Source organism: Prescottella sp. GW823-FHT02E09 (assembly GCF_058797375.1).
On record NZ_JBXAJP010000005.1, the window covers coordinates 43140 to 68266 of the forward strand.

Below are 25127 nucleotides of genomic sequence, written 5' to 3' on the forward strand. Positions count from 1 at the left end.
GCGCCGACCGCCTCACCGGAGGACGGCCGACGCATCACACCTTTCGATCATGAACGCGGAGCAACGATTCGATCGAGACTATGCCCCGACAGCTACTCGACCGCCTCGATCCGCACACCGACAGGGCACTCTGCGGACGACGGGCCGACCCGCACGTCGTACGCCCCGGATCGGTAGGTCCAGGCTCCACGGTTCTCGTCCCAGACCTCGAACGCCCGGCGGGGCAGCGCGATCGTGGCGGTCACGGTCTCGCCGGGTGCCGCCTCGACCGTGGTGAATCCTGCGAGCGCCCGGGCCGGCCGCTGTGCGTCGGGTTCGACCGGCGCGAGGTAGGCCTGCACGACGTCGCGCCCACGCCGAGAGCCGGTGTTACGGACCCGCACGGTGACGGTGTCTCCGTCCCGCTCGATGCTCTCGTACTCCCAGGTGGTGTAGCCGAGGCCGTGCCCGAACGGATAGGCGGGCGCGACGTCGGACCGGTCCCACGCGCGGTAGCCGATGAACAGCCCCTCGTCGTAGGAGAGCTTGCCGTCGACGGGGGTGACGGCGGTGACCGGGCAGTCCGCGAGCGTCGCGGGCCAGGTGGTGGGCAGCCGGCCACCGGGCTCGGCCACGCCGATGAGTACCTCGGCCAGCGCCGCGCCGGCCTCCTGGCCGGGGAACCAGCTCAGCAGCACCGCTGCGACGTCGTCGCGCCACGGCATCTCGACGGGCGCGCCGGAATTGACGATCACAACAGTGCGCGGGTTGGCGGCGACGACGCGGGAGACCAACTCGTCCTGACGTCCGGGCAGCTCGAGGGTGGTGCGGTCGAAGCCCTCGGACTCCACCTTGTCGGTGGTCGCCACGACGACGACGGCCACATCGGCCTCGGCGGCGGCGGCCTCGGCCTCGGCCATGAGTTCCTCGGGATCGCGCTGCGGCTCGAGGTGCCCGAGACCGAAGCTGACGATGGCGATGGGAGAGCCCTCCATCTTCATCGGGTCGTACCGCAGGGCGACCTCGACGGGGCGGCCCGCCTCGAGCTCGACGACGGCGCGGTCCTTCGGGGAGCCGAAGAGCATCTCGAACGGGTCGAAGCTCTCGAGGGTCTGCTCGCCCTCGAACACCGTCTCGCCGTCGACGGTCAGGGTGAACCGGCCGATGCCCTTGGTGCCGAAGCGGTGCGGGCCGGACAGCTCCGGCGTATAGGTGCCGAGGATCTCGATGGTCTGCAGCGACGGGTAGTCGATGCCTTCGGGGAGGTCGCCCATCCACATGATGTTGCCGTCCGCCAGCGGGAGCTCGCGCTGCAGCGAGCCGTCGGCAGCGAGGCAGCGGGCACGCAGGGTGAACCCGCGGTCGGCGATACCCATCTCCTCGCTCAGCAACGTGCCGACGTTGTAGCTCAGCGTGCCCTCGGGCAGCGCGTCGGTCAGTCCGTCGAGCGGGGAGACGACGGTCTGGGGGAACACCATGGCGGAGCCCCCGCCGAGCACCCGGGCATCACGCGCGGCCAGGCCGATGAGGGCGACCGAAGTCCCGGCAGGGGCGATCGGCAGGACGGGAGCGCCGTCGACCTCGGCATTGCGGGCGAGCACGAAGGAGCACCGGGCGACCTCGCGCGCGATCTCGCGGCCGTCGACCGGAGCGGGGAACTCCGCGACGGCGGCTGGGGCGCCCTCGAGCTGTCCGACGCGCGCCGCGAGGTGCAGGACGTGGCGGACGGCGTCGTCGACGACGGACTCGTCGACCTCGCCGTTCCGGACCGCCTTGACGAGGAGCTCACCGTAGACGGACACCGGGCCGGGCATCGCGACGTCGAGGCCGCCGAGGATCGCGCCCACCGTCGAGCGGGTGCCCATCCAGTCGGAGACCACGATGCCGTCGAAGCCCCACTCGTCGCGGAGCACGCCGCGGAGCAGCTCGGTGTGCTCGCTCATCGTGGTGCCGTTGACGCTGTTGTAGGCAGACATGACGGCCCACGGGCCGGCGTCACGCGCGATCGCCTCGAACGGGGCGAGGTAGATCTCCCGCAAGGCCTCAGGGGAGACGATGTTGTCGACGCTCATCCGGTCGGTCTCGGCGTCGTTGGCCACGAAGTGCTTGACGGTGGCGCCGACGCCCCCGGACTGCACGCCGCGGACGAAGCCGGAGCCGATCGCGCCGGTGAGCAGCGGGTCCTCGGAGTAAGCCTCGAAGTGCCGGCCGCCGACCGGGGTGCGGTGCATGTTCACGGTGGGGGCCAGTAGCAGGTGGACGCCCTTGCGGCGCGCCTCCTGCGCGAGCAGCGTCCCCGCGCGCGCGATCAGCTCGGGGTCCCAGGACGCGGCCATCGCAGTCGGCGAAGGCAGCAGGACGGACGGATCCTCGGGGCCCCAGCTGGCCCCCCGCACGCCGACGGGGCCGTCGGACATCACGATCGAGCCGAGTCCGATCTCGGGGAGCGGCGGCAGCGTCCAGATGTCCTGGCCCTGCAACAGCCGCGCCTTCGTGTCCAGATCCAGCTTGGCGAGCGCCGCTTCGACTGCCTCGCGTACGGCTTCGTTCTCCATCGTGAATTCCTTTGCCATCGAACGGTTTCAGCAACCGACGAACCGATTCAACCAGCGTCGAACTGGTTGACGAACAGGTCGATTCGCCGATCCCGGCGAGGATGCAGCCGACTGGGCAGCTGGGTGATGCCGCAGCACTTCGATACTGACACCTTCACCTAGCAGGAGATAGGCGTTGATATGCAACCGTTACCTCCCCCCGAGGAGGCGGCGCCGATGAACAGCCACGACAGAGGTACGCGTCAGCCTCGGCCGGCGCCGTCCTCGGAACGATCACCCAGGCCCAGCAGGGCGACGAAGTTGCGGAAGGCGCCGGGCATATCGACGTCCTCGGGGGCCAGCAGCCACTGGATCTGCATGCCGTCCATGACCGCGATCAGCAGCGGCGACGCCTGCTCGGGCGTGAGGCCACCGGGCAGTCGGTCGCCGAACTCCCGCCGCAGCAACTCGGTGAAGACCTCACGGGCACCGGCGTAACGCTCGGTGAAGAACTCTCGCGCCGGATGCTCACCGATCGCACTCTCCGCCGCCAGCGCAGTGAAGGTCTGGACGACACCCGGACGCTCGGCATTGAACTCGACGACCTGCTCGAGGTGCGACAGTCGCGCATCCGCGGCCCCCGCGAGGAAGGCCGCGACGTCCCACCGGTCACGAGCCTCGAGCACCCCGATCAGGAGGTGCTCCTTGCTGGGGAAGTAGTGCAGAACGCCGGGCTGGGTCAGCCCGACGCGTTCCGCCACCGCAGCGAGCGTCGTTCCCCGATAACCACGCTCGGCGATCACCGTCATCGCCGCGTCGAGGATGGCCTCACGTCGCGCTTCCGCCCTGGCTGCCCTCCCACCCCGCTGTCGCTCAGTCACCACCCGAGCCTAACGACGAAAGCACCCACCTCACCGCGCGGCCGACGCCGACACCAACTTGTAACGATACTGTCACAACCCCTAACTCACGCTAGGCGTCGTGCCTACCCTTCCGACCTATGACAAGTCGCGTGCGAAAAGGTCTCGTCGTCCTCCTCACGGCGACCACGACAATGGTCGCGGCCGGCGCCGCAGCACAGGCGGGTGGGATACCCACCTCGGCCGCCGGGCCCACGAGGACCGTCGAATCGACGTTCTCCGAACGCGGGCCGTGGGAGGTGACCAAGCAGAAGGGCATCGGCTGCTGCGACTCCACCGGCGCCGAATTCGACGTCTGGTACCCCACCGACCTCGGCGCGAACGGCGACCGGCACCCGATCATCACCTGGGGCAACGGCACCTTCGCGCATCCGCACCAGTACGACTACCTGCTCTCGCACCTGGCGTCCTGGGGCTTCGTGGTGATCGCGGTCGACAACACCAACACGGGCTCCGGCCGGGAGATGCTCGAAGCTGTGGACTTCCTCCGGCGCCAGGACAGCGATCCGTCCAGCATCTTCCATCAGAAACTGGACACCGACGCCGTCGGCGCGATGGGGCACTCCCAGGGCGCGGTCGGCACCCTCAACGCGACCGCGCACTCCGGCGGTGCCGTCAAGACCGCGGTCCCCATCGAACTGCCCGGCCAGTACATGTGCACGCTCGGGTTGCCGAAACCGGAGGGGATGACGACCTGCACGGACCCCCGGGAACTCACCTCGGGCTCGGTCTTCTACGTCAACGGCTCCGACAGCCCGATCTCACCGTCCTCCCAGCCGCTTCCGTGGCAGGTGATCGGTATCCAGTCTGCGCAGGCCTACTACGAGGCGACCCCGGATTCGGCGGCCAAGGCGCGGGCAACCCTGAACGGCCCGAACCACAACGACATTCAGGGCCGGCCGGGTTGCACTCCGGACAACCTGGGCTGCGTGGACGGTGTCACCGGTTTCCTCGGCTACCTCACGGCCTGGGTCATGGACCGACTGCAGGGCGACGCCCAGGCACACAGCGCCTTCGTCACGGGAAACGGGGAACTCTTCGGCGACCCCGACTGGAGCAATCAGACGAGCAACATCACCGGATGAACGGACGGGTGAGTGCCGGGCAACTCCGTGCCCGGCACTGACCCGTGCGCGGACGCGCCCGGCTCGTCACACCGACGTCGAAGCAGACATTCCCAGGTTCGCCAGCACCTCGCCGGTCGCCCGCGCGAAATTGAGCGTGATGAAGTGCAGGCACGGCGCGCCCTCGGCGATCAGCCGCTCACTCATCTCCGTCGCAACCTCGATGCCGATCTCGCGCACCGCGGCGCGGTTCTCCTCCGGACCGTCGCCCGCAGCGCGGGTGAGCCGCTCCTCCAACGCCGTCGGCAGGCTCGAGCCGGACAACTCCAGGCTGCGGCGGGCCGAGCGCAGCGACGTGATCGGCATGATCTCGGGGATGATCGGCTTCTCGCCCTGCTCGGGGTCGAACGCCACGACCCGGTCGCGCAGTCGCAGATAGTCGTCGACGTCGAAGAACATCTGGGTGATCGAGTATTCGGCGCCGGCCCGCAGCTTGGACACCAGGTACTTCGTGTCGTGTTCGAGGTCGGGCGCCCGGTAGTGGCCTTCCGGGAACGACGCCACACCGACGTGGAAGTCGCCCATGTCGCGGACCAGACGGACCAGTTCCTCGGCGTACTCGACACCGTCGGGGTGCTTGACCCACTCACCGAGCGGATCGCCGGGCGGGTCCCCACGGAGCACGAGGATGTTGCTGATGCCGCGGTCGGCGTAGGCGCCGCACATCGCGCGCAGTTCGTCGATGCTGTGTCCGACGGCGGTCAGGTGCGCCACCGGGAGCAGCGTGGTGTCCTCGGCGAGTTGGCCGGTGACACGAACGGTGCGGTCGCGCGTCGAGCCGCCCGCGCCGTAGGTCATGGACACGAACGCCGGACCGAGCCGCTCGAACTCGCGGACCGCGCGCCACAGCCGCGCCTCGGCAGCCTCGTCGCGCGGCGGCGAGAACTCTACGGAGAAGGGGATCCGGCCGCTCCTGGAAGATTCCGACGAGCTGATCCGGTCCACGATCGATGGGGTCTGGGTCTCCCAACCCGCGCTGTTGCGCCCCCGAACGGCATCGAATGTCACCGATCCAGCATAGGTTGGCCTCCCTGTTTCCCCCGCATCGAGTCGCGCCCGTACCGGCGACCCTGCCTTCCGGGCGACCACTATGGTGGTGTCGAGGCTTTGCGCGTCGGTCGCCGCCGCGCGCCGGTCCGTACTCAACTTGGAGGCTGTCCTGTCCGCTGGAGCCGGCGAGTCCACTCGCCCTTCCCGGTCCACCCCACCGCTCACCGATCGCGTCGAGGGTGCCCTCCGCGAGTTCTTCGCTTCGCGGGCCGACACGATCCGGTCGGTCGGTGGCGGCTACGAGAACGCTGTCGCGACCCTCGAGAGTTTCGTACTGCGCGGCGGCAAGCGGGTGCGTCCGGCCTTCGCGTGGACGGGCTGGCTCGGTGCCGGTGGCGACCCCGAAGGCCCGCAGGCGGACGCGGTGCTGCGCAGCGCCTCGGCGCTCGAACTGGTCCAGGCGTGTGCCCTGGTCCACGACGACATCATCGACGCGTCGACCACGCGCCGGGGGTTCCCCACCGTGCACGTCGAGTTCGCCGACCAGCACAGCGCCCAGCAGTGGAGCGGCGGCAGCGCGGAATTCGGCCGGGCCGTCGCCATCCTCCTGGGCGATCTGGCCCTGGCCTGGGCCGACGACATGGTCCGGGAGGCCGGGCTCGCGCCGGAGACCCTCGCCCGCATCTCGCCCGTGTGGTCGGCGATGCGGACCGAGGTCCTCGGCGGTCAGTTCCTCGACATCAGCGGCGAGGTGCGCGCGGACGAGTCGATCGAGGCCGCGCTGCGCGTCAATCGCTTCAAGACGGCCGCGTACACGATCGAACGCCCACTCCACCTGGGTGCAGCACTGGCGGGGGCAGACGACACCCTGGTCGAGGCCTACCGACGGTTCGGCACCGACATCGGCATCGCGTTCCAGCTCCGTGACGATCTGCTCGGGGTCTTCGGCGATCCGGATGTCACCGGCAAGCCGTCCGGCGACGACCTGCGGGCGGGTAAGCGGACCGTGTTGTTCGCGGAGGCCCTGCAGCGAGCCGATCGGTCCGACCCCTCGGCCGCGGCGCTGCTGCGGGAGTCCATCGGCACCGATCTGTCGGACGCGCAGGTCGCACGGCTACGCACCGTGATCACCGATCTGGGCGCCGTCGACGACGCCGAACGCCGCATTGCCGAGCTCACCGCCAGCGCATTCGCCGCGCTCGACGGCAGCACGGCCAGCGACGAGGGCAAACGGCGTCTACGGGAGATGGGAATCGCCGTCACCCGCCGGGACGCCTGAGCGTCGTGGGTGTGCGCACCGTTCTCGGCGCCACCGACCGGATCGTGGTGGTCGGCGCCGGGCTGGCCGGACTGTCGGCGGCCCTCCATCTGCGGGGCCGGGGCCGGGACGTGACACTGCTCGAGCGCGACGACCGTCCGGGCGGGCGCGTCGGAACGTACCGGGGTCCCGGATACGTGATCGACAGCGGTGCCACCGTGCTGACGATGCCCGAGCTGGTGCGCGACGCACTGGCCGCCGTCGGCGCGGATTTTGACACGACGACGCCGCCACTGCGGTTGCGCCGGTTGGCTCCCGCATACCACGCGCGTTTCGCGGACGGCTCGACGATCGACGTGCACTCCGACCCGGAACTGATGGCCGCGGAGGTTGCCCGGGTCTGTGGACCGGACGAGGCCCGCCGGTACCTGGACCTGCGTCGATGGCTGGCCCGGGTGTTCGACGCCGAGTTCGACACGTTCATCGATGCCAATTTCGACTCGCCGCTGGACCTGCTCTCGACCCGGAAGTCGGCAACGAACCTGGCGCGACTGCTTGCGGCGGGCGGCTTCGGGCGACTCGGCGGTCAGGTGGCCCGGCGGGTGACCGATCCTCGGCTGCAGCGGATCTTCACGTTCCAGGCGCTGTACGCGGGCGTGCCACCGGCGAAGGCGCTGGCGGTGTACGGCGCGATCGCGCACATGGACACCTCGCTCGGGGTGTCGTTCCCCGAGGGCGGGATGCGCACGATCGCCGAGTCGATGGCGGACGCCTTCACCTCGGCCGGCGGCACCCTGCACCTGGGTACCGAGGTGACCCGTATCGAGCGGTCCGGTGACCGCGTCCGTGCCGTGCACACCGCCGACGGCCGTTCGTTCGCGTGCGATGCCCTCGTCCTCACCCCCGACCTGCCGATCGTGGACGATCTGCTCGCGACCCGGCGCGTCCGCCGGCAGCGGATCTCGCCGTCGGCCGTCGTGCTGCACGGCACGGTCCCGCGCGCCACCAGTGCATTGTGGGGCGCCGCGCACCACCACACGATCGATTTCGGTGCGGAGTGGGAGCGCACGTTCGCCGAGATCGCGGCCCGGCCCGGACGCGGCCGCTTGATGAGCGATCCGTCGCTGTTGATCACCCGCCCCGCGGTGACCGACCCCGGGCTGGTCCTCGCCCGTGACGGTGTCGAACACGAACCGCTGTCGGTGCTGGCGCCGTGCCCGAATCTCGACAGCGCCCCGCTCGACTGGTCGGCACTGGCCCCCGCGTACACGCGCGAACTCCTGCGAACCCTGGAACACCGCGGATACCACGACATCGGCACCGACTATGCCGTTGATCACATCGATACGCCGCTCACATGGGCCCGTCAGGGGATGGCGGCCGGGAGCCCGTTCGCTCCCGCCCACATTTTCCGGCAGACAGGGCCGTTCCGGCGCCGCAACCTGGTCGGACGGCCGGCGAACGTCGTTCTCGCCGGATCGGGGACCACGCCCGGTGTCGGCGTCCCGACGGTCCTGATCTCCGGCAAACTGGCCGCCGAGCGCGTGTGCGGACCGTCGGGGCCGGGGCTTGCCGGATAATTGCCGACGACACACTAAACTAACTACCCGTCCCATGCTGTCCGGCCGTCACGACGCGGCCGCACATCACCGAACGATCCTTCCGGGGGAGGAACCTGCACCGATGTCGGCCTCTTCCGGAATCCACGACGCTGCCGTTACCGAGCGGTCCTGGCTGCGTTCGAGCGCCGACTTTCTGCGCACCCCCGAGGGACATTCGACGATCCTCGGATTCGTCGGCGCCGTGATGATCACGTTCGGCGGCTTCGGCGCCGGTAGTGTGCGCCGCCACGACCCGCTGCTCGAGGAACTGAGCCTGTCGTGGCTGCGGTTCGGCCACGGCTACGCACTGTCCACCATCGTCATCTGGGGCGGCGTCCTGGCGATGATCGCCGCGTGGGTGCGCCTCGGCCGAGCCACGATCAAGGGCCGTGTCGGCCTCCGCGCGCTGACGTGGACGGTCCCGGTGTGGACCGCGCCGATGCTGCTCGCGGTCCCCATGTTCAGCCGGGACGCGTACTCCTACCTGGCGCAGGGAGCCCTGCTGCGGGACGGCTTCGATCCGTACGCGGTGGGACCCGTCGTCAACCCCGGCATCCTGCTCGACAACGTCAGCAACGTGTGGACCACCACCACGGCACCGTACGGCCCGATCTCACTGCTGCTCGGCCAGGGCATCACGACGATCACCGGTGACAACGTCATCGCGGGCACGATGATGCTGCGGCTGACGATGCTGCCGGGTCTGGCTCTGATGGTATGGGCGCTGCCCCGGCTCGCCCGCCGGCTCGGCGGCAACCCGGCGATCGCGCTGTGGCTCGCCGTGCTCAATCCCCTGGTCCTGATCCACCTCATCGGTGGCGTGCACAACGAACTTCTGATGGTCGGCCTCATGGTCGCCGGCATCACGCTGGCCCTCGACCGCCGGCACGTCGCGGCGGTCGCGATCATCGCTCTGGGCGTGGCGGTAAAGGCCATGGCCGGCATCGCGCTGCCGTTCATCGTGTGGATCTGGATGATCCACGAACGCGACAAGGCGCTGGCCGAGGGCCGAGAGCCGGCGACACCCCTGGCATCCTTCTTCAAGACCGCGGGTACCGGTGTGGCGGTGTTCGTCGCGATCTTCACCGCGGCCTCGGCCGCCGCCGGTGTCGGGATCGGGTGGCTGACCGCGCTGTCGGGCTCCGCGAAGATCATCAATTGGCTGTCGCTGCCGACGATCATGGCGCACATCGTCACCGTGAGCACCGAGCTGCACGCCGGTCAACCTGCCCTCGACGTCACCCGCATGATCTGTGCGGTCGCGCTCGTTGCGATCCTCGTCGCGGTGTGGTGGCGGTTCCGCAGGACCGAGCGGGACGCAGTGATGGGCATCCTCGTCGCCCTCGTCGCGATCGTCGTCCTCTCCCCGGCTGCCCTGCCGTGGTACTACTCGTGGCCGCTCTCGATCGCCGCCGGGTTCGCGATGTCGACCCGGACGCTGCAGATACTCGTCGGCCTGTCGACGTGGCTCATGCTCGTGTTCCAGCCGGACGGGTCGATCGGGCTCTACACGTTCTTCCACGTCGCGCTCGCCACCTTCGCCGCAGTCGTGGCGGCGGTGTCACTCAAGACCGTCGACCCGCTGCGACTGCGAGCGGTGTCCGACAAACCTCGTGCCGCGACCACCGCCGCCGCAGTGGCGGTCGACGAGATGGCCGAGGCCGCCGAGCAGCGCTCGCCGGTGACCCGACCAGCGGTGTGACCCGACCAGCGCTGTGATCCGAGCAACCCCCACGGACGACCTCGCCGCTGCGTACCGGCACTGTCGTCGGCTCGCTGCCGAGCACGGCCGTACCTACTACCTCGCGACGCGTCTGCTGCCGCCGGAGCGACGGCCCGCCGTCCACGCCCTGTACGGGTTCGCGCGCACGGTCGACGACGTCGTCGACGTCGACTGCGCGGGCCGACCACCGGCCGAGCGCGCGGCGGCAGTCGACCTCGTCGAGTCCCGACTCGACGACGCTCTCGCCGGACGGCCCGTGGACGATCCCCGCACCGGCGCGGTCGTCGCCGCCCTCGCAGACACGATCCACCGCTACGACATACCGATCGCCTACTTCCGCGCGTTCCTCGACTCGATGCGGATGGACATCCCGGGCACGCCGAAGTATCGCGCGAGCTATCCCGACATGGATGCGCTGCGGCAGTACATGCACGGGTCGGCTGCTGTGATCGGGCTGCAGATGCTGCCCGTCCTGGGCACCACGACGCCCCTCGCCGAGGCCGCGCCCCGGGCGGCGGCGCTGGGCGAGGCCTTCCAGATGACCAATTTCATCCGCGATGTCGGCGAGGACCTCGACCGTGGCCGGGTGTACCTACCCGCCGACACCTGGACCGCGTTCGGAGTGGACGAGGAATTGCTGTATCGCGGTCGGCGTGGCGGAAAGGTCGACCCGCGACTGCGGCGGGCGCTCGCCCACTTCACCGCCGTGACGCGTGCGCTCTACCGGCAGGCAGAGCCGGGACTGGACATGCTCGAACCCCGCGTCCGTCCGGGGATGCGCGCCGCGTTCGTTCTGTACTCCGAGATCCTCGACGAGGTGGAGAACAGCGGATTCCGGGTGTTCGACCGGCGCGCGACGGTTCCTCGGCGGCGCCGGCTGGCGGTAGCGGTACCGCTGCTCGCGCGAACCCTGACCGTCCGGGACCGCTGACTACCCGGCGCACCGCGTCCGGGCCGCGGACCTGACCGCGACCCGGACCGGCCGGAAACTCAGAACGCCATCGACTGTGCCCGGCGGACGACCTCGCGCGCCAGGTCGCCGTGCATCGCGTCGATGGGCGTGCCGGGCAGCGACTCGTCCTCGGCGAACAGCCACCGCATGATTTCCTCGTCCTCGTAGCCACCGTCCTTCAGCACGCGGATCAGTCCGGGCAGCAGCCGGACCGGCTGTCCGTCGTCACCGAAGAACGCCTCCGGAATGCCGAGGACGCTGTCCCGGCGAACCGCGATCAGCGCATGGTCGCGCAGCAACTGGTGCACGTGGGTGACGACGAGACCCATCTGCTTCGACACGTCTGCCAACTGCAGCAGAGGGATCGATCGGTCCAACACGTCATCGCAGTAAGGGATAGCACTCACTCCCGTAACGTTATCGGGTCTGCACCGCGCCTTCGACCACGGTCCCGTCGTGGGGCTGGGACGGTGACGCGGGCTGACTACGATCGAACTGAATCTGTGGCAGGAACGAGGGGGCGCAAGCTTGAATCCCGGAGGTCGACGACTGATCGGCGTGGTGCTCGATCGGCGCTACCGCATCGATGCACCGATCGCGCGCGGCGGCATGTCCACCGTGTACCGAGGCATGGACCTGCGTCTGGACCGACCGGTCGCGATCAAGGTGATGGACCCGCAGTTCGCCGCCGACCCGCAGTTCCTCGCGCGTTTCGAGTTCGAGGCCCGCGCGGTGGCCCGGCTCAACCATCCCGGGCTGGTCGGCGTCCACGATCAGGGCAGCGACGGCGAGCACGCGTTCCTGGTGATGGAGCTCGTCGAGGGCGGCACGCTGCGGGAGCTGCTTCGCGAGCGTGGCCCCATGCCGCCGCACGCGGCCGCGGCCGTCGCCCGGCCCGTCCTCGAGGCTCTCGCGGTCGCACACCGTGCGGGACTGGTGCACCGGGACGTCAAGCCCGAGAACGTGCTGATCTCGCACTCCGGAGACGTCAAGATCGCCGACTTCGGTCTGGTACGGGCCATCGCCGCGTCGAACACGACGTCGCGCAGCGTCATTCTCGGCACCGCCGCCTACCTGTCGCCCGAGCAGGTCACCACCGGCACCGCGGACGCGCGCAGCGACGTCTACGCGGCCGGGGTGCTGATGTACGAGATGCTGACGGGCACCACGCCCTTCACCGGCGACACGTCGCTGTCGATCGCGTACCAGCGCATCGACAACGACGTCCCCGAGCCCAGCACTGTCATCGACGGGGTTCCGGCGGAGTTCGACGACCTCGTCGTCCGCGCCACCGAGCGCGATCCGGAGGAGCGTTTCTCCGACGCCGGCGCGATGGCGGCCGAGTTACGTTCGGTGAGCACACGGCTGCAGCTGCCGTCGTACCGGGTTCCGGCCCCGCGGCGGGCCGCGCAGCAATCCGCCGTCCCCACCGCCACGACCACGCGCACCCCGCACGATGCCGCCGGGCCACCAGTTCCGGCTCCCACGCCGCCCGAGAACGCGACCACGGTGATGTCCGCGCCGACGGCGGCGCCACAGCCGGGCGTCCAGCACACCAAGGTCGTCACGACCGCGACGCCGCGGCTCCCGGAGGGCGCGCCCGACCACGAACCGCCGGCCGAGCACGGGTTCGGGGACCTCGATGCGCAGCGCCGCAGATCCCGCCGCACGGTCCTGGTGTGGCTGCTGGTGATCCTCCTGATTGCGGCCGGACTCGGGTTCGGCGGCTGGTGGCTGGGCTCGGGTCGGTACGCGGCGATACCGGCGATCGACGGCCTCGACACCTCGGGCGCCACCGCCGCGATCGAGGCGGCCGGGCTGTCCGCGCAGACGCGGGGCGAGTACTCGAACACCGTGGCGGTCGATTCGCTGGTCGGCACCGATCCGACCGCCGGCGCCAAGGTGCCGCGCGGATCGGACGTGACGCTGTTGGTGTCGCTGGGCCGTCCCACCGTCCCCGAGGTCAGCGGCCGCGGCGACGTCGCCGCGGTCGAGACCTCACTGCGCGAGCGCACGTTCGCCCCGGTCGACGGTGGCGAGGCGTTCAGCGCGCGTGTCCCGATCGGCGGCATCGCCGCGCTCGAACCGGCCCCCGGCACGATGCTCGACGTCGGCTCCCAGGTCCGGATGATCCGGAGCAAGGGCGCCCCACCGGTGGACGTCCCGAACGTCGCCGGGATGTCGGAGGACGCCGCCCGCCGGGCGCTGGACTCGGTCGGCATCACCGTCCGCGACGTACGGCAGGTGTTCGATGCGAACGTCGACGCCGGCGACGCGATCGGCACCGAGCCCGCGGTGGGAACGAGCGTCAAGGCCGGGTCGAGCGTCACCCTGCTCGTCTCCAACGCCGTGAAGGTGCCGTCGATGCTCGGCCGCAGCGTCGGGTCCGCGAAGTCGGAACTGGACCGGCTGGGCCTGCAGTACGAGGTCCGCCAGGTGGCCGGGTCGGACCGCTCGCTGGTGATCTCGCAGAATCCGGGATCGGGTGACCGGGTGGCCCCAGGGGGCACCGTCACGCTGATCTCGTTCCCCTGACCGCGACTCCCCCGGTCGGTGAACCACCCCGAGAGCGGCTGAAGGGCCCCTGCGTGCGCTCGGAGCGCGCGAAGGGACCCTTCAGGTCGGGCCGGGCGGTGGGTGTCAGCCGCGCAGCATCTCCGCGACCAGGAAGGCCAGTTCCAGCGACTGCTGGGTGTTCAGGCGCGGGTCGCACGCGGTCTCGTAGCGGCCGGACAGATCCAGGTCGGAGATGTCCTGTGCACCGCCGAGGCACTCGGTGACGTTCTCACCGGTGAGTTCGACGTGGATGCCGCCCGGGTGGGTGCCGAGGCCGTTGTGGACCTCGAAGAAGCCCTGCACCTCGTCGACGATGCGGTCGAAGTGGCGGGTCTTGTAGCCGGTGGACGCCTCGTGGGTGTTGCCGTGCATCGGATCGCACTGCCAGATCACCTGGTGACCGGTGGCCTGCACCTTCTCGATGATCGCGGGCAGCAGATCGCGCACCTTGCCGTTGCCCATGCGCGAGATCAGCGTGAGCCGGCCGGGCTTGTTCGTCGGGTCGAGCCGCTCGACGTACTCGACCGCCATCTCGGGGGTGGTGCTCGGGCCGATCTTGAGGCCGATCGGGTTGGCGAGCAACTCGGCGAACGCGATGTGCGCACCGTCGAGCTGGCGGGTCCGGTCGCCGATCCACAGGAAGTGCGCCGACAGGTCGTACAGCTTGGGGTGATCGTCGTCGTTGTCGAGGCGCAGCATGGCGCGCTCGTAGTCCAGGACGAGCGCCTCGTGGCTGGCGAAGATCTGCGCGTGGTGCAGGCTCGGGTCGGTGACCCCGCACGCGTTCATGAACTGCAGGCCGCGGTCGATCTCGGCGGCGAGGGCTTCGTAGCGGGCGCCGGCCGGCGACGACGTCACGAACTCGCGGTTCCAGTCGTGCACCTTGTGCAGGTCGGCCATGCCGGCGCCGGTGAGCGCGCGGACGAGGTTCATCGCGGCGCTGGCGTTCGCGTACGCGCGGACCAGGCGTGACGGGTCATGGACCCGGACGGACTCGTCGGCGACGATCGAGTTGACCATGTCGCCCCGGTACGACGGCAGGCCGAGCGCATCGGTGTTCGACGAGCGCGGCTTGGCGTACTGACCGGCGATGCGCGCGACCTTGACGACGGGCAGGCTCGCGCCGTAGGTGAGCACGACGGCCATCTGCAGCAGCGTGCGGATGTTGCCCTTGATGTGCGGTTCGGTGTTGTCCGCGAAGGTCTCCGCACAGTCACCGCCCTGCAGCAGGAAGGCCTCACCGCGTGCCACCTCGGCGAGCTTCGCCGACAGCGCCTCGACCTCGCTGGCCACCGTGATCGGCGGCACACTCTCGAGGACGGTGCGCATGGCCGACGCCTGGTCGGCGGGCCACTGCGGCTGCTGCGCGGCCGGCTTGGCGAGCGCGGCATCGAGCTGCTCGCGCATACCCGCGGGCAGCGGCGGAAGTTCGGGCAAGCGGTCGATCGGAACGTCGACAGTCCAGTTCACCACTACAGGATATTCGCCCCGTCGACCCCGGGTGACCGAAGGCCCCCTTTCGACAAGATCGACTCGGCACCCGGATGCCGCGGGGCGCCGGTGATACTCGTCACCGAACCGAGCGGAAGGCCTCGATCGCGTCGAACTTCGCGAGGTTGTGCCGGGCGTCCGCGAGGGCGTCGTGCGCGTCGTCGGGGACCGGCGGCAGCGGCGGGCAGCCGTGCACCTCCCAGTGCTGGCGGAGCTCACGCGTGTAGCGCGGCATGTTCGACGGCAGCTCGGTCATCGCACCCCACAGCTGGCAGAGCGCGACGTGGTCGTATGCCGCGACCCACGCCCACAGCTCGGGTTCGATGCCCGGGCGCGGCACGAGGAACTTCATCAGATCGTCACGGATGCGGGACCGGCTCTTCCACAGCGGCGACGACGGCGGCGGCAGCTTGGGCAGCACGTTCCGGCGTACCCATTTGCCGGCACGCTCGGGATCGAACTCGGTGGACACCGCGTAGTACTCGCGGCCGTCCTCGCAAACCACACCGATCGAGACGAGCTCGATTGTGCGACCATCCTCGATGAACTCACAGTCGTAGAAGTAGCGCACCGGGGGAGCTTATGCCCCGCGCGCCGGGGCACTCGACACCACGCCCCCTGTTCGTAGAAGGATGGCTTGGTGCGCACCCCCACCCCCGACTCCGCCGACCGGTCCCCCGCTGACGCAGCGGACTCGCCATCGGCGACGGTCCGACGGCGCTCACCGGTCGTCGTTCTCTCCCGCATCGCGATCGTGCTCGCGTGCGCGGTCGGCGCGGCGTACCACCTGTTCGGGATCCCCGGGCTGCGCGACGTCGGGTTCTACTACCGGATCGACCTCGACGTCTACCGGCTCGGCGGGTCGGTGTTCGCGGCCGGTGGTCCGCTGTACGGGGCGATGCCCCCGACCCAGTCCGGTATCGGGCTGCCGTTCACGTATCCCCCGCTCGCGGCCGTGGTGTTCAGCCCGATGTCGGCGATCTCGCTCGAGGCGGCGGGTGTGGTCCTCACGGCGCTGTCGCTGGTGGCCCTGTTCGCGACGCTGGTGCTGGCGCTCGCGTCCGTCGGGGTCTCGCCGCGCTCCACGCTGGTGTGGACGGCGCTGGCCGGCGCGGCCGCGGCCCTGACGTTGGAGCCGGTGTACTCGACGCTGGACTACGGCCAGGTGAACATCCTGCTGATGGTGTTCGTCGCCGCCGACTGCCTGGTGAAGAAGACGCCGTGGCCGCGGGGCATGCTGATCGGGTTCGTGGCGGCCGTCAAACTGACGCCCGCCGTCTTCGTCCTGTTCTTCCTGCTCCGCAAGGACTTCCGGGCGACGGTGACGACCGGTCTGAGTTTCGTCGGGTTCGGCGCGATCGGCTTCGTCCTGGCGCGGGCAGACTCGTGGAAGTACTGGACCGACACCCTGCTCGACTCGGGCCGGATCGGTGGACCCGCCTACCCCGCGAACCAGAGCATCACCGGCGTCCTCGCCCGGCTCGGTCTCGACCCGTCCGTCCGCAGCCTGCTGTGGCTGCTGCTGAGCGCCGCCGCGCTCGTGCTCGCCGGGTTCGCGATGTGGCGGGCGTTCGCTGCGGGCGCGACGGCGCTGGCGTTGTGCATCAACGCGCTGCTCGGCCTGCTGGTCTCACCCGTCTCGTGGTCCCACCACTGGGTCTGGGTGGCTCCGCTGCTGCTGCTCGTCGGCGTCGAGGCGTACCGGCGGCGGAGTCTCGTCCTCGGTGCCGGCGTGGTGGCCAGCTGGGCGTTGTTCGTGATCGCCCCGCACTGGCGCCTCGGTCACGGACGCTGGGAGGGTACCGGCTGGCCCGTGTGGGATCAGTTCGTCGCCTCGTCGTACGTGTGGTGGGCGCTCGCCGTCATCGTGGCGGTCGCCGTGTACCTCGGACGCCGTCGCGTCGGCGGTGGCACGGCCGTGACGGGCGCCCCGCAGCTGACCACCGTCCCCTGACGGTGCCGCGGCGGCGGAGGATTCCCACGCGGTGTCGCGCCACCAGCAGAACACGTACACCGTCAGCGAACCGACCAGCGTCACCACGACCCACATGGTCAGGGCGATGTCGACCCACGAGCCGATCGGCGGGTTGCCCGGCAGGATGCCCCGCAACGGGATGACCGCGAACAGCATCGCGGCCATCCAGCCGAGCATGTCGGTATGCATCCTGCGGCGCCGTCGCGCGGTCTGCACGGCGACGAAGGCCGCCAGCGCCGCGAGCACGATCATCATCAGCAGCAGGATCGTCGAGTACACGAGAGTGCCCCCGCCCCTGGCGAGTCGGACCGCCGTCCCCGTGCCGGTCGACGCGAACTCCGTTTCGATCGACACCGCTTCCGACTGGACCGTCCATCCTTCGATGTTGTCGGCGAGGTAGACGCGGCTGCGGTGGATCTCGACGCCGTCGCCGGTCCCGGTGTACACGTCGACCTCCATCGGCGTGACCTCGAACCGGTCGAGCGGCCACCGACCGGCCTGGCCCCGGACCATCAGCTGGGCGTCGACGGTGGTCGGAACGGAGCCGGCCGGGAACACCAATTCGGCGCGCGACGTGCTGGGCGCGAGATGCAGGCTGATCGGTACCGCGAGGGTTTCCCCGTCCGGACCGGTGAAGTCGGCGCCCGGATCGATGGTGACCTCGACGTCGAGTCGGCCGGTCGCGGGGTGCAGCGACGTCGGGGTGACGATCACGGACACCTCGTCGTGGCCGGTGTCGACCATGACGACCTCGTCCTGGTCCTCGGTGCTCGACGCGTACACGGCGAGGGAACCGCCGTAGAGGGCGGCCATCACGGCGACGACCAGCACCCAGAACAGCCGGGGCCGGTTTCGCCGGAAGGATGCGAGGGGCACGACTGGGAAGATACCGCGATCGCAAACCCGGAACCGTTCACCGCGCGAGCGCGTCGGCCACCGAATCCACCGGCGGGGAGCACACTTTCGGTCGGCGTCGGCTCATGACGTCGCGCGCGGCCTTCGGATACGCGGCCATCTCCCGGATCGTGTTCTTCACCAGCGTCGACCGACGGCCGCCGGCGCGGCCCGCGCGGGCACCGTCGACGTCGATGCCGGCGGCGCGTGCCAACGCGACGGTGCGCGGGAGGTGGAATCGTTGGGTGACGACGAGTGCGCGGCGGATCCCGAACGTGTGGGCGGCGCGCACGCACGTGTCGTAGGTGTCCAGTCCGTGTGGGTCCTCGACGATCCGGGCGGGGTCGACGCCCGCCGCGACGAGATAGCCGGTCATGGCCGAAATTTCGTCACCGGACTTCCCGTGGGCGTCGCCGGAGACCAGCACGACGGACGCGGTGCCGTCTGCGAGCACTCGCGCCGTTGCGTCCAGTCGCCCCTGGAGGAACTTCATCGGACGCCCGGCCCGTACCCGCGCGCCCAGCACGATCACGACCGGAGCGGCCGGCGCCTCCGACGGATCGTGCATCCGTCCGAGCGCGGCCACGCGAATCCACACGAACGGCAGACCCACGGCGACCACCGCAGCGGCCGCGGCGGCACGCATCACCGCGCGGGGAGTCAGGGTCGTGGGATCTCGGGGTTCGGACACACCCGGAGGCGACTATCCGGCGCGGGTGTCGGGCACGCGCGCGGCGTCGGCCGCGGACTCGGCAGCTGCCGGGGTCGGGTTCTTGAGCGTGGCGGCGTAGATGTCGACATACTCCTGACCCGACAGGCGCATCAGCTTGTACATCACCTCGTCGGTGACGGCCCGCTCCACGAAGCGGTTGCCGCCCATCCCCTCGAAGCGGGAGAAGTCGATCGGCTCGCCGATACGCACGGTCACCTTCGCCGGCTTCCACATGCGCGAGCCGATCGGGTTGACCTTCGCGGTGTCGATCATCGCGACCGGGATGACCTTGACCCCGGACTCGAGCGCGAGGCGGGCCATGCCGGTCTTGCCCTTGTAGAGGCGGCCGTCGGGCGAGCGGGTGCCCTCGGGGTAGATGCCGAGGAGTTTGCCCTCCCCGAGCACACGCAGACCCGCGTTGAGCGCGTCCTGCGCGGCGGAGGCGCCGGTCCGGTCGATCGGCACCTGGCCGACGGCCGAGAAGAACCACCGCTGGAATCGGCCCTTGAGTCCGTTGCCGGTGAAGTATTCGCTCTTCGCGAGGAAAGTGATGCGGCGATTGACTCGCAACGGAAGGAAGAAGGAGTCGAGCACCGCCTGGTGGTTGCTGGCGAGAATTGCCGGGCCGTCGGTCGGGATGTTCTCGGCGCCTTCGAGTTTCGGCCGCCCGAGGAGCAACAGCATCGGACCCAACAACACGTACTTAAACAGCCAGTACCACATGGCGTCCTTCCGTCCGAGCTCGATTCCCCCAGGTCTACCCAGGCCTCCACCTAGGGAATGACTGTACTCAGCAGTCCGGACCGCTGCCACACGCCGCCGCACGAGCCAGATCAGCCGCACCGATCATCCCGGCCGCCTCGCCGAGCAGAGTGTGCCGGATCCGCGCGAGCGGCCGGTGACCCGCACCGGTCGTCAGTCGCGCATAGTGCTCGCGGGCGTCGTCCAGGAACAGCGGTGCCGACATGCCGACGCCGCCGCAGATCACGATGAGGTCGGGGTCGAAGACATCCGAGACCGTCGCCAGTCCCACGCCGAGCCAGCGGGCGAAGTCGGCGAACGTCGCGAGCGCCAGCGGATCTCCGTCGGACGCGGCCGCCGCGATCCGTCGTCCCGTCAACGCGCCCGGATCGACCGCGACGGCGCGGGCCAGCACGGTCGACGACGACGGGTCCGCCGCGAGCAGTTCGAGCGCGGTGTCCACCAGCGCGGTCCCGCTGCAGTAGCGCTCCCAGCATCCCCGTTTCCCGCACGCGCACGCGCGCCCCTCGGGAACGACCTGCATGTGCCCCAGCTCGGGCGCCACACCGAAACTGCCCCGGTAGAGGCGGCCGTCGATCAGCAGCGCGGCGCCGATGCCGGTCCCGATCGCCACGATGACGACGTTGCGCCCGCCGGCGGCGGCACCGAACCGGCATTCCGCCCACGCGGCCGCGTTCGCGTCGTGCTCGAGGACGACGGGCAGACCGAGTCGCTGCCCCAACGTCCGGGCCACCGGCGCATCGACCCACGGCAGGTGCGGAGCGAATCGGACGGTGGTGCGGTCGGAATCGACGAACCCGGCGACCGCGAGACCGACTGCGGCGATGCGGTGCCGGTCGGTGAGTTCGCGAACGGCCCGCTCGATCCCCCGTTCGAGAGCGTCCGCCGCGTGCGGCGTCGGCGCGTGCGCCGTGTCGAGCACGTCACCGCTCGCGTCGACGACCGAGGCCCGGATGCTGGTACCCCCGACGTCGACGCCGACGGTGAGAAGTTCGGCGCTCTGCACACTGCCGATTGTGCCGACCGCACCCGTCGGGCGGTACGGCGGGTGCCGCGTGGCTAGTCCTTGATCGTGACGTCGATCGGCGTGTACGCAGAGGACGCAGGAGACCCGTAGGACCCGGACGACGGGCTCGACTCGGACGCTCCCGTGGTGGTGGGAGCGCCGGAGGCACCGGCCGCGGCCCGGTCGTGTTCGTCGAGGACCTGCCGCAGCACGATCAGCACCGCGGACCCCTGACCCGCCAGCAGGGTGACGAGGTCGTGCTGTTCGCCGCGGATCAGTGCGGCCAACGCGCAGAGCGGGCACCACGAGCAACTGCTACATGCGGGCTGGGCGCCGGCGTCCGGGCCACCGGAACCGGCCGAGCCCTCCGCGGCCTTCTGCAGGATCGGCTCGAGCCGATCGAGAACGGTCTCGGCGAGCGCCCTGAGTTCGGCTGCCAACTCGGCGTGCTCGCCGCTCACCGGGGCCACACCGCGGGGTCGGGAACGAACCGCACGACCAGGTCGGAGCCGTCGAAGTCGGCGTCGCGCACTGTGCAGCGACGCAGCACCGACGCCAGGCGCACGCGACGGCGTCGGCCGTCAGCCCCCACCAGCAAGTCGTCCTCCACTCGTCCCAGCGTCAACGTCCCGGGATCGACGAGCGGCAGGTGCATGCGCATCGCGTACACCGATTCGACGTCGCCCGAACCCGATTCGAGGGCGACGCGCACCGGGGCACAGTCCGTCCCGAGCACCTCGGACGGATCTGCCACACCCGCGTAGACCGCGCGCGCCACACCGCCGAGGGCATCCCACCCTATCGGCTCGCGCGCGAGGTGGTCGGCGGAGAGCACGGTCACCTCACCCGAGGCGGGCGCCAACTCGGCCAGAACCTCGCGCTCCGCGGCGCGGCGAGCGTCCCACCAACTCGCGGGCGCCTCGGACTGGCCATCGGAGTCCTGCTGGGGCGCAGTCTTGTTCACGACGATCGCATCGACGCGCAGCCCGGCGAGCGCGAGCGCGGACAGGGTCCGGCGCGTCTCGGCGAGCGCGACCCGCTCGGGAGTGGTCACCACCCGCACCGACGTCCGGTCGCGGTCCTGCAGCAGGTTCGCCGCCGCGGCGGTCGCGTCGAGCATCCGATCGAGCAAGGCAACGACGAAGGCCAGCCTGGCGTCGGTCGAGGTCGCGGCGGCGATACGCCGATGTTGTGGCCACACGCGGTCCACATATCCGGAGACCGATCCGGGAATCGCCAACGTACGCAGCGCATCCGCGGTCGGCGGACAGTCCACGACGACGACGTCCCACCGCGCCTGATCGACCAGGCGCACCACTTCGTCGAGTCCGAGCGCTTCCTCGACGCCGGGCAGCCCCGTCAACTCCTCGGGGGCCAGATCGGCGAACTGGGCGCCGTGATCGTGGGCACCGCCGAGGGCCAGCAATGCAGCGAGTCCGCGGTAGCGCTCCTCGAGCAGTGCCTGCGTGTCGATCTCGCGAGCATGTAGCCCGGGCCCGACCCGCACCTCCTCGCACCGCCTCACCGGTCGGCCGAGCACATCCGACAGCGAGTGCGCCTGGTCGAGGGACAACAGCAGGACCCGACGTCCCGCCTCGGCGAGCGTGACCGCCGTCGCCGCCGCCATCGTCGTCCGCCCGACACCGCCCTTGCCGACGAACAGTCGGACCTGGGTGACCCGGGCGGACCCGGCGGTGCTCAGCCCTCCACCCGCTTCTTCAGTTCCTTGAGCGCGGTGTCGGTGATGACCTTCTCAGCCTTGCGCTTGAACAGGCCGATCATCGGGATCGTCAGATCCACCGTCAGTTCGTACGTGACGCTGGTGGCGCCGCCGGGTTCGTGTTCGAGCGTGTAGGAGCCGAACTGCGCCTTCTGGATCTCACCGGACACCAGTTCCCAGCTCACCGACATCCCGTCGGGAGCCCACCGGTACCGGAGGACGTAGGTGTCCTTGACCATCCCGGCGTCCAGCACGAAACGGACCTGCTCGGCGCGGCCGTCGGGCCCCGTCGAGAGCACCTCGACGGACTTCGCGGCCTCCACCCATACCGGGTAGTCGTCGAAGTCCGCGATCACATCCATCACCCGCTCGGCGGGCGCGTCGACGGTGATCGACCTCTTGGTCTTCTCGGCCATGCCTCGGCGCTTCCTTTCAGAACGGCGCGACGTGCGCGTCACCGCACGTCCATCACACACGATTTCCGGCAGGACTCACAATCTCACTACTGCGGCGGTTCACCCGCGGCGCGTCCCGCCTCGAGCTGCTGCTTGAGCTCGAACGTCATCACCTTGCCAGCGAGCCGCCGGGCGTGGTTCATTCCGGCCAGGTCCAGGGATCCCACCGCCTGCGAGCTCACCCCGGTGGGCTCGGCGTGCAGGAAGTAGTGGACGACGGTGCCGTCCATCACCGGCTCGAGCCACACCTCCATCGTGCCGGTCAGGGGACCCGCCACCGTCCAGCGAACACCCTTCTCCGCACGATCCTCACGGACCTCGAGGACGAGGTCGGGCCACCACGCACGCCAGCGCGCGGGCACGGATACCCGGGCAGCCACCTTCTCCGGGGCTGCGGCGACAAATGTCTGGTCGGCGACCTGAATGCTGCTCACTCCCACAGCTTCACACACCGCTCTCGCGGCCCGTGATCTGGACTACACCTGGGTGGGATCGGATTCGCCAAGCCGCAGGTAGGTAGCCTTGCCGCGTGCTGCCCTCGGTCGGTCTATCGTGAGGACCAGCAAACCCTACTCGCCAGTATCCCTGCAGTGTCGGAGGTTGTCGTGCCCGAGTTCAGCGTTCCTGCCACGTTCACAATCCCGGAGGACGCATCCGCGGTCGACTCCGTCTTCGAATACTCGACGACCAGGCCCGGGCACGTCGTCTACCGGAGACTGGTCGGCGGGTCCTGGGTCGACGTCACCGCGCGCGAGTTCGCCGATCAGGTGACGGCGGTCGCGAAGGGTCTGATCGCCCGCGGCGTCCAGCCCGGCGATCGGGTCGCGCTGATGTCCGCGACCCGCTACGAGTGGTCGCTCTTCGACTACGCGATCTGGAGTGCCGGCGGCGTCACGGTGCCGATCTACGAGACCTCCTCGGCGGATCAGGTCAAGTGGATCCTCGAGGACTCGGGAGCTATCGGTCTCATCGTCGAGACCGGCGAGCATTCCGCGACCGTCGCGGAGGTTGCAGCTGCTGCACCCGCCCTGCGGGCCGTGCTCCAGATCGAGCCGTCCGGCACCGACGAGGGCGCGGTAGCGGTCCTCACCGAGCAGGGCAGCGACGTCCAGGACGGGGAGGTACAGGCCCGCGCGAAGGCACTGAAGGCAAGCGATCCGGCGACCCTGATCTACACGTCCGGCACCACCGGACGCCCCAAGGGCTGCCAGCTCACCCACTCGAACCTCATCGCCGAGTCCAAGGGCATCATCGATTCGAGCCTCGGCAAGCTGCTGACGACGCCCGGAGTGAGCACGCTGATGTTCCTGCCGCTGGCGCACGTCCTGGCGCGCGCGGTCAGCATCGCGACCTTCGACGCCGGCGCCACCCTCGGGCACACCAGCGACATCCCGAACCTGGTGCCGACGTTCGCCACCTTCAAGCCCGACTTCATCCTGTCCGTCCCGCGCGTGTTCGAGAAGGTCTACAACACCGCGCGCCAGAAGGCGCACTCGGAGGGCAAGGGCAAGATCTTCGACGCGGCGGCCACCACCGCGGTCGAGTGGAGCGAAGCCAAGGACAACGGTGGCCCCGGCCTGATCCTCAACCTCAAGCACACCGTGTTCGACAAGCTGGTCTACTCCAAGCTTCGGGCCGCGCTCGGCGGCAACTGCCAGCTCGCGATCTCCGGCGGCGCTCCCCTGGGCGCGCGCCTCGGCCACTTCTTCCGTGGCATCGGCGTCACGATCTACGAGGGCTACGGCCTCACCGAGACCACCGCCGCGTTCGCCGTCAACACGATCGGCAACCAGAAGGTCGGCACGGTCGGAAAGCCGTTGGCCGGCAACTCGGTTCGGATCGCCGAGGACGGCGAGATCCTGCTGTCGGGCCCGGTGGTGTTCTCCGGCTACTGGCGCAACGAGGAAGCGACGAAGGAGGCCATCGAGGACGGCTGGTTCCACACCGGCGACCTGGGCACCCTCGACTCGGCCGGCTACATCACCATCACCGGCCGCAAGAAGGAGATCATCGTCACGGCCGGCGGCAAGAACGTCGCCCCCGCGCAGCTCGAGGACCACCTGCGGGCCCACCCGCTCATCAGCCAGGCGATCGTCGTCGGCGACCAGAAGCCGTTCATCGGCGCGCTGATCACCATCGACGCCGAGGCGCTGCCCGGATGGAACGAGCGCAACGGCAAGGCCGCCGGAACCACGGTCGCCGAGCTGCTGAGCGACCCCGACCTGACCGCCGAGATCGACGACGCCATCGCCGAGGCCAACAAGCTCGTCTCGCACGCCGAGGCCATCAAGAAGTACCGCATCCTGCCGGTCGACTTCACCGAGGAGACCGGCGAGCTCACCCCGACGATGAAGCTCAAGCGGAACGTCGTGCACGAGAGCTTCGCGGACGACATCGAGCGGATCTACAGCAAGTAGTTTCCGCCACGACGAAGACCGACGCCCACCCTCCGCCCGGAGGTGGGCGTCGGTCTTC

The 25127-nt window shown here is 69.9% G+C and carries 21 protein-coding genes and 1 pseudogene; 8 read left to right on the forward strand and 14 right to left on the reverse strand.

Annotated elements, in window-relative coordinates:
- Positions 1 to 92: 92 nt before the first annotated feature.
- Both AC1RIF_RS13725 and AC1RIF_RS13730 read right to left on the reverse strand, forming a co-directional pair.
- The gene (locus tag AC1RIF_RS13725) at positions 93 to 2534 is read right to left on the reverse strand and encodes a beta-glucosidase (RefSeq protein ID WP_492601931.1); all 2442 of its coding nucleotides are present in this window, start codon (positions 2532 to 2534) and stop codon (positions 93 to 95) included.
- Positions 2535 to 2776: 242 nt separating this feature from the next.
- The gene (locus AC1RIF_RS13730) at positions 2777 to 3394 is read right to left on the reverse strand and encodes a TetR/AcrR family transcriptional regulator (RefSeq protein WP_492601932.1); all 618 of its coding nucleotides are present in this window, start codon (positions 3392 to 3394) and stop codon (positions 2777 to 2779) included.
- 119 nt (positions 3395 to 3513) lie between these two features.
- Here AC1RIF_RS13730 and AC1RIF_RS13735 point away from each other — a divergent pair, with 119 nt between their 5' ends.
- On the forward strand, positions 3514 to 4518 hold the full coding sequence (locus tag AC1RIF_RS13735; protein WP_492601933.1) for a poly(ethylene terephthalate) hydrolase family protein: 1005 nt from the start codon (positions 3514 to 3516) through the stop codon (positions 4516 to 4518).
- 66 nt (positions 4519 to 4584) lie between these two features.
- Here AC1RIF_RS13735 and metF read toward each other — a convergent pair whose 3' ends face one another.
- Positions 4585 to 5565: a methylenetetrahydrofolate reductase [NAD(P)H] gene (gene metF / locus AC1RIF_RS13740; protein WP_492601934.1), complete on the reverse strand. Its 981-nt coding sequence runs from the start codon at positions 5563 to 5565 to the stop codon at positions 4585 to 4587.
- A 139-nt stretch (positions 5566 to 5704) separates the two neighbouring features.
- On the opposite strand from metF, the gene AC1RIF_RS13745 reads away from it, so the two are divergent.
- The 4 genes from AC1RIF_RS13745 (at position 5705) to AC1RIF_RS13760 (ending at position 11060) form a co-directional block, all read left to right on the forward strand.
- Entirely contained in the window at positions 5705 to 6826 is a 1122-nt protein-coding gene (locus tag AC1RIF_RS13745; protein WP_492602350.1) for a polyprenyl synthetase family protein, read from the forward strand.
- Between the two features lie 11 nt (positions 6827 to 6837).
- Complete coding sequence (gene crtI / locus AC1RIF_RS13750; protein WP_492601935.1) at positions 6838 to 8385, forward strand: phytoene desaturase family protein; 1548 nt, start codon at positions 6838 to 6840, stop codon at positions 8383 to 8385.
- Positions 8386 to 8488: 103 nt separating this feature from the next.
- Positions 8489 to 10108: an alpha-(1->6)-mannopyranosyltransferase A gene (locus AC1RIF_RS13755; RefSeq protein WP_492601936.1), complete on the forward strand. Its 1620-nt coding sequence runs from the start codon at positions 8489 to 8491 to the stop codon at positions 10106 to 10108.
- Between the two features lie 16 nt (positions 10109 to 10124).
- The gene (locus tag AC1RIF_RS13760) at positions 10125 to 11060 is read left to right on the forward strand and encodes a phytoene/squalene synthase family protein (RefSeq protein ID WP_492602351.1); all 936 of its coding nucleotides are present in this window, start codon (positions 10125 to 10127) and stop codon (positions 11058 to 11060) included.
- A gap of 59 nt (positions 11061 to 11119) precedes the next feature.
- On the opposite strand, the gene AC1RIF_RS13765 is transcribed toward AC1RIF_RS13760, so the two are convergent.
- Positions 11120 to 11488 carry an Rv2175c family DNA-binding protein gene (locus AC1RIF_RS13765; RefSeq protein ID WP_492601937.1) on the reverse strand — a complete coding sequence of 123 codons (369 nt, stop codon included), beginning with the start codon at positions 11486 to 11488 and terminating at the stop codon, positions 11120 to 11122.
- 121 nt (positions 11489 to 11609) lie between these two features.
- On the opposite strand from AC1RIF_RS13765, the gene pknB reads away from it, so the two are divergent.
- Positions 11610 to 13616, forward strand: a complete 2007-nt coding sequence (gene pknB, locus AC1RIF_RS13770; RefSeq protein ID WP_492601938.1) for a Stk1 family PASTA domain-containing Ser/Thr kinase — start codon at positions 11610 to 11612, stop codon at positions 13614 to 13616.
- Between the two features lie 105 nt (positions 13617 to 13721).
- Here pknB and AC1RIF_RS13775 read toward each other — a convergent pair whose 3' ends face one another.
- Both AC1RIF_RS13775 and AC1RIF_RS13780 read right to left on the reverse strand, forming a co-directional pair.
- A complete protein-coding gene (locus AC1RIF_RS13775) occupies positions 13722 to 15107 on the reverse strand; it encodes a class II 3-deoxy-7-phosphoheptulonate synthase (RefSeq protein WP_114719430.1) in 1386 nt (461 codons plus the stop codon).
- Between the two features lie 100 nt (positions 15108 to 15207).
- Entirely contained in the window at positions 15208 to 15699 is a 492-nt protein-coding gene (locus tag AC1RIF_RS13780) for a polyadenylate-specific 3'-exoribonuclease AS (protein WP_492601939.1), read from the reverse strand.
- Positions 15700 to 15768: 69 nt separating this feature from the next.
- Between AC1RIF_RS13780 and AC1RIF_RS13785 the strand changes: the two genes are divergently transcribed.
- Positions 15769 to 17082 carry a glycosyltransferase 87 family protein gene (locus AC1RIF_RS13785; RefSeq protein WP_492601940.1) on the forward strand — a complete coding sequence of 438 codons (1314 nt, stop codon included), beginning with the start codon at positions 15769 to 15771 and terminating at the stop codon, positions 17080 to 17082.
- Positions 17083 to 17130: 48 nt separating this feature from the next.
- On the opposite strand, the pseudogene AC1RIF_RS13790 reads toward AC1RIF_RS13785, so the two are convergent.
- The 8 genes and pseudogenes from AC1RIF_RS13790 to AC1RIF_RS13825 all read right to left on the reverse strand — a co-directional run.
- Positions 17131 to 17916: pseudogene (locus AC1RIF_RS13790) on the reverse strand (DUF8686 domain-containing protein); the annotation flags it as partial.
- Between the two features lie 100 nt (positions 17917 to 18016).
- Entirely contained in the window at positions 18017 to 18643 is a 627-nt protein-coding gene (locus tag AC1RIF_RS13795; RefSeq protein ID WP_492602352.1) for a SanA/YdcF family protein, read from the reverse strand.
- A gap of 57 nt (positions 18644 to 18700) precedes the next feature.
- Positions 18701 to 19432, reverse strand: coding sequence for a lysophospholipid acyltransferase family protein (locus AC1RIF_RS13800; protein ID WP_492601941.1), 732 nt, complete (start codon positions 19430 to 19432; stop codon positions 18701 to 18703).
- Between the two features lie 67 nt (positions 19433 to 19499).
- On the reverse strand, positions 19500 to 20477 hold the full coding sequence (locus tag AC1RIF_RS13805; RefSeq protein ID WP_492601942.1) for an ROK family protein: 978 nt from the start codon (positions 20475 to 20477) through the stop codon (positions 19500 to 19502).
- A gap of 53 nt (positions 20478 to 20530) precedes the next feature.
- A complete protein-coding gene (locus tag AC1RIF_RS13810) occupies positions 20531 to 20938 on the reverse strand; it encodes a hypothetical protein (RefSeq protein ID WP_492601943.1) in 408 nt (135 codons plus the stop codon).
- Positions 20935 to 22179: an ArsA family ATPase gene (locus tag AC1RIF_RS13815; protein WP_492602353.1), complete on the reverse strand. Its 1245-nt coding sequence runs from the start codon at positions 22177 to 22179 to the stop codon at positions 20935 to 20937. The genes AC1RIF_RS13810 and AC1RIF_RS13815 overlap by 4 nt, the downstream gene beginning before the upstream one ends.
- Positions 22176 to 22613: an SRPBCC family protein gene (locus AC1RIF_RS13820; protein WP_492601944.1), complete on the reverse strand. Its 438-nt coding sequence runs from the start codon at positions 22611 to 22613 to the stop codon at positions 22176 to 22178. The genes AC1RIF_RS13815 and AC1RIF_RS13820 overlap by 4 nt, the downstream gene beginning before the upstream one ends.
- Positions 22614 to 22699: 86 nt before the next feature.
- Entirely contained in the window at positions 22700 to 23086 is a 387-nt protein-coding gene (locus AC1RIF_RS13825) for a polyketide cyclase / dehydrase and lipid transport (protein ID WP_492601945.1), read from the reverse strand.
- 171 nt (positions 23087 to 23257) lie between these two features.
- Here AC1RIF_RS13825 and AC1RIF_RS13830 point away from each other — a divergent pair, with 171 nt between their 5' ends.
- Complete coding sequence (locus AC1RIF_RS13830; protein WP_492602354.1) at positions 23258 to 25069, forward strand: AMP-dependent synthetase/ligase; 1812 nt, start codon at positions 23258 to 23260, stop codon at positions 25067 to 25069.
- Positions 25070 to 25127 lie beyond the last annotated feature (58 nt).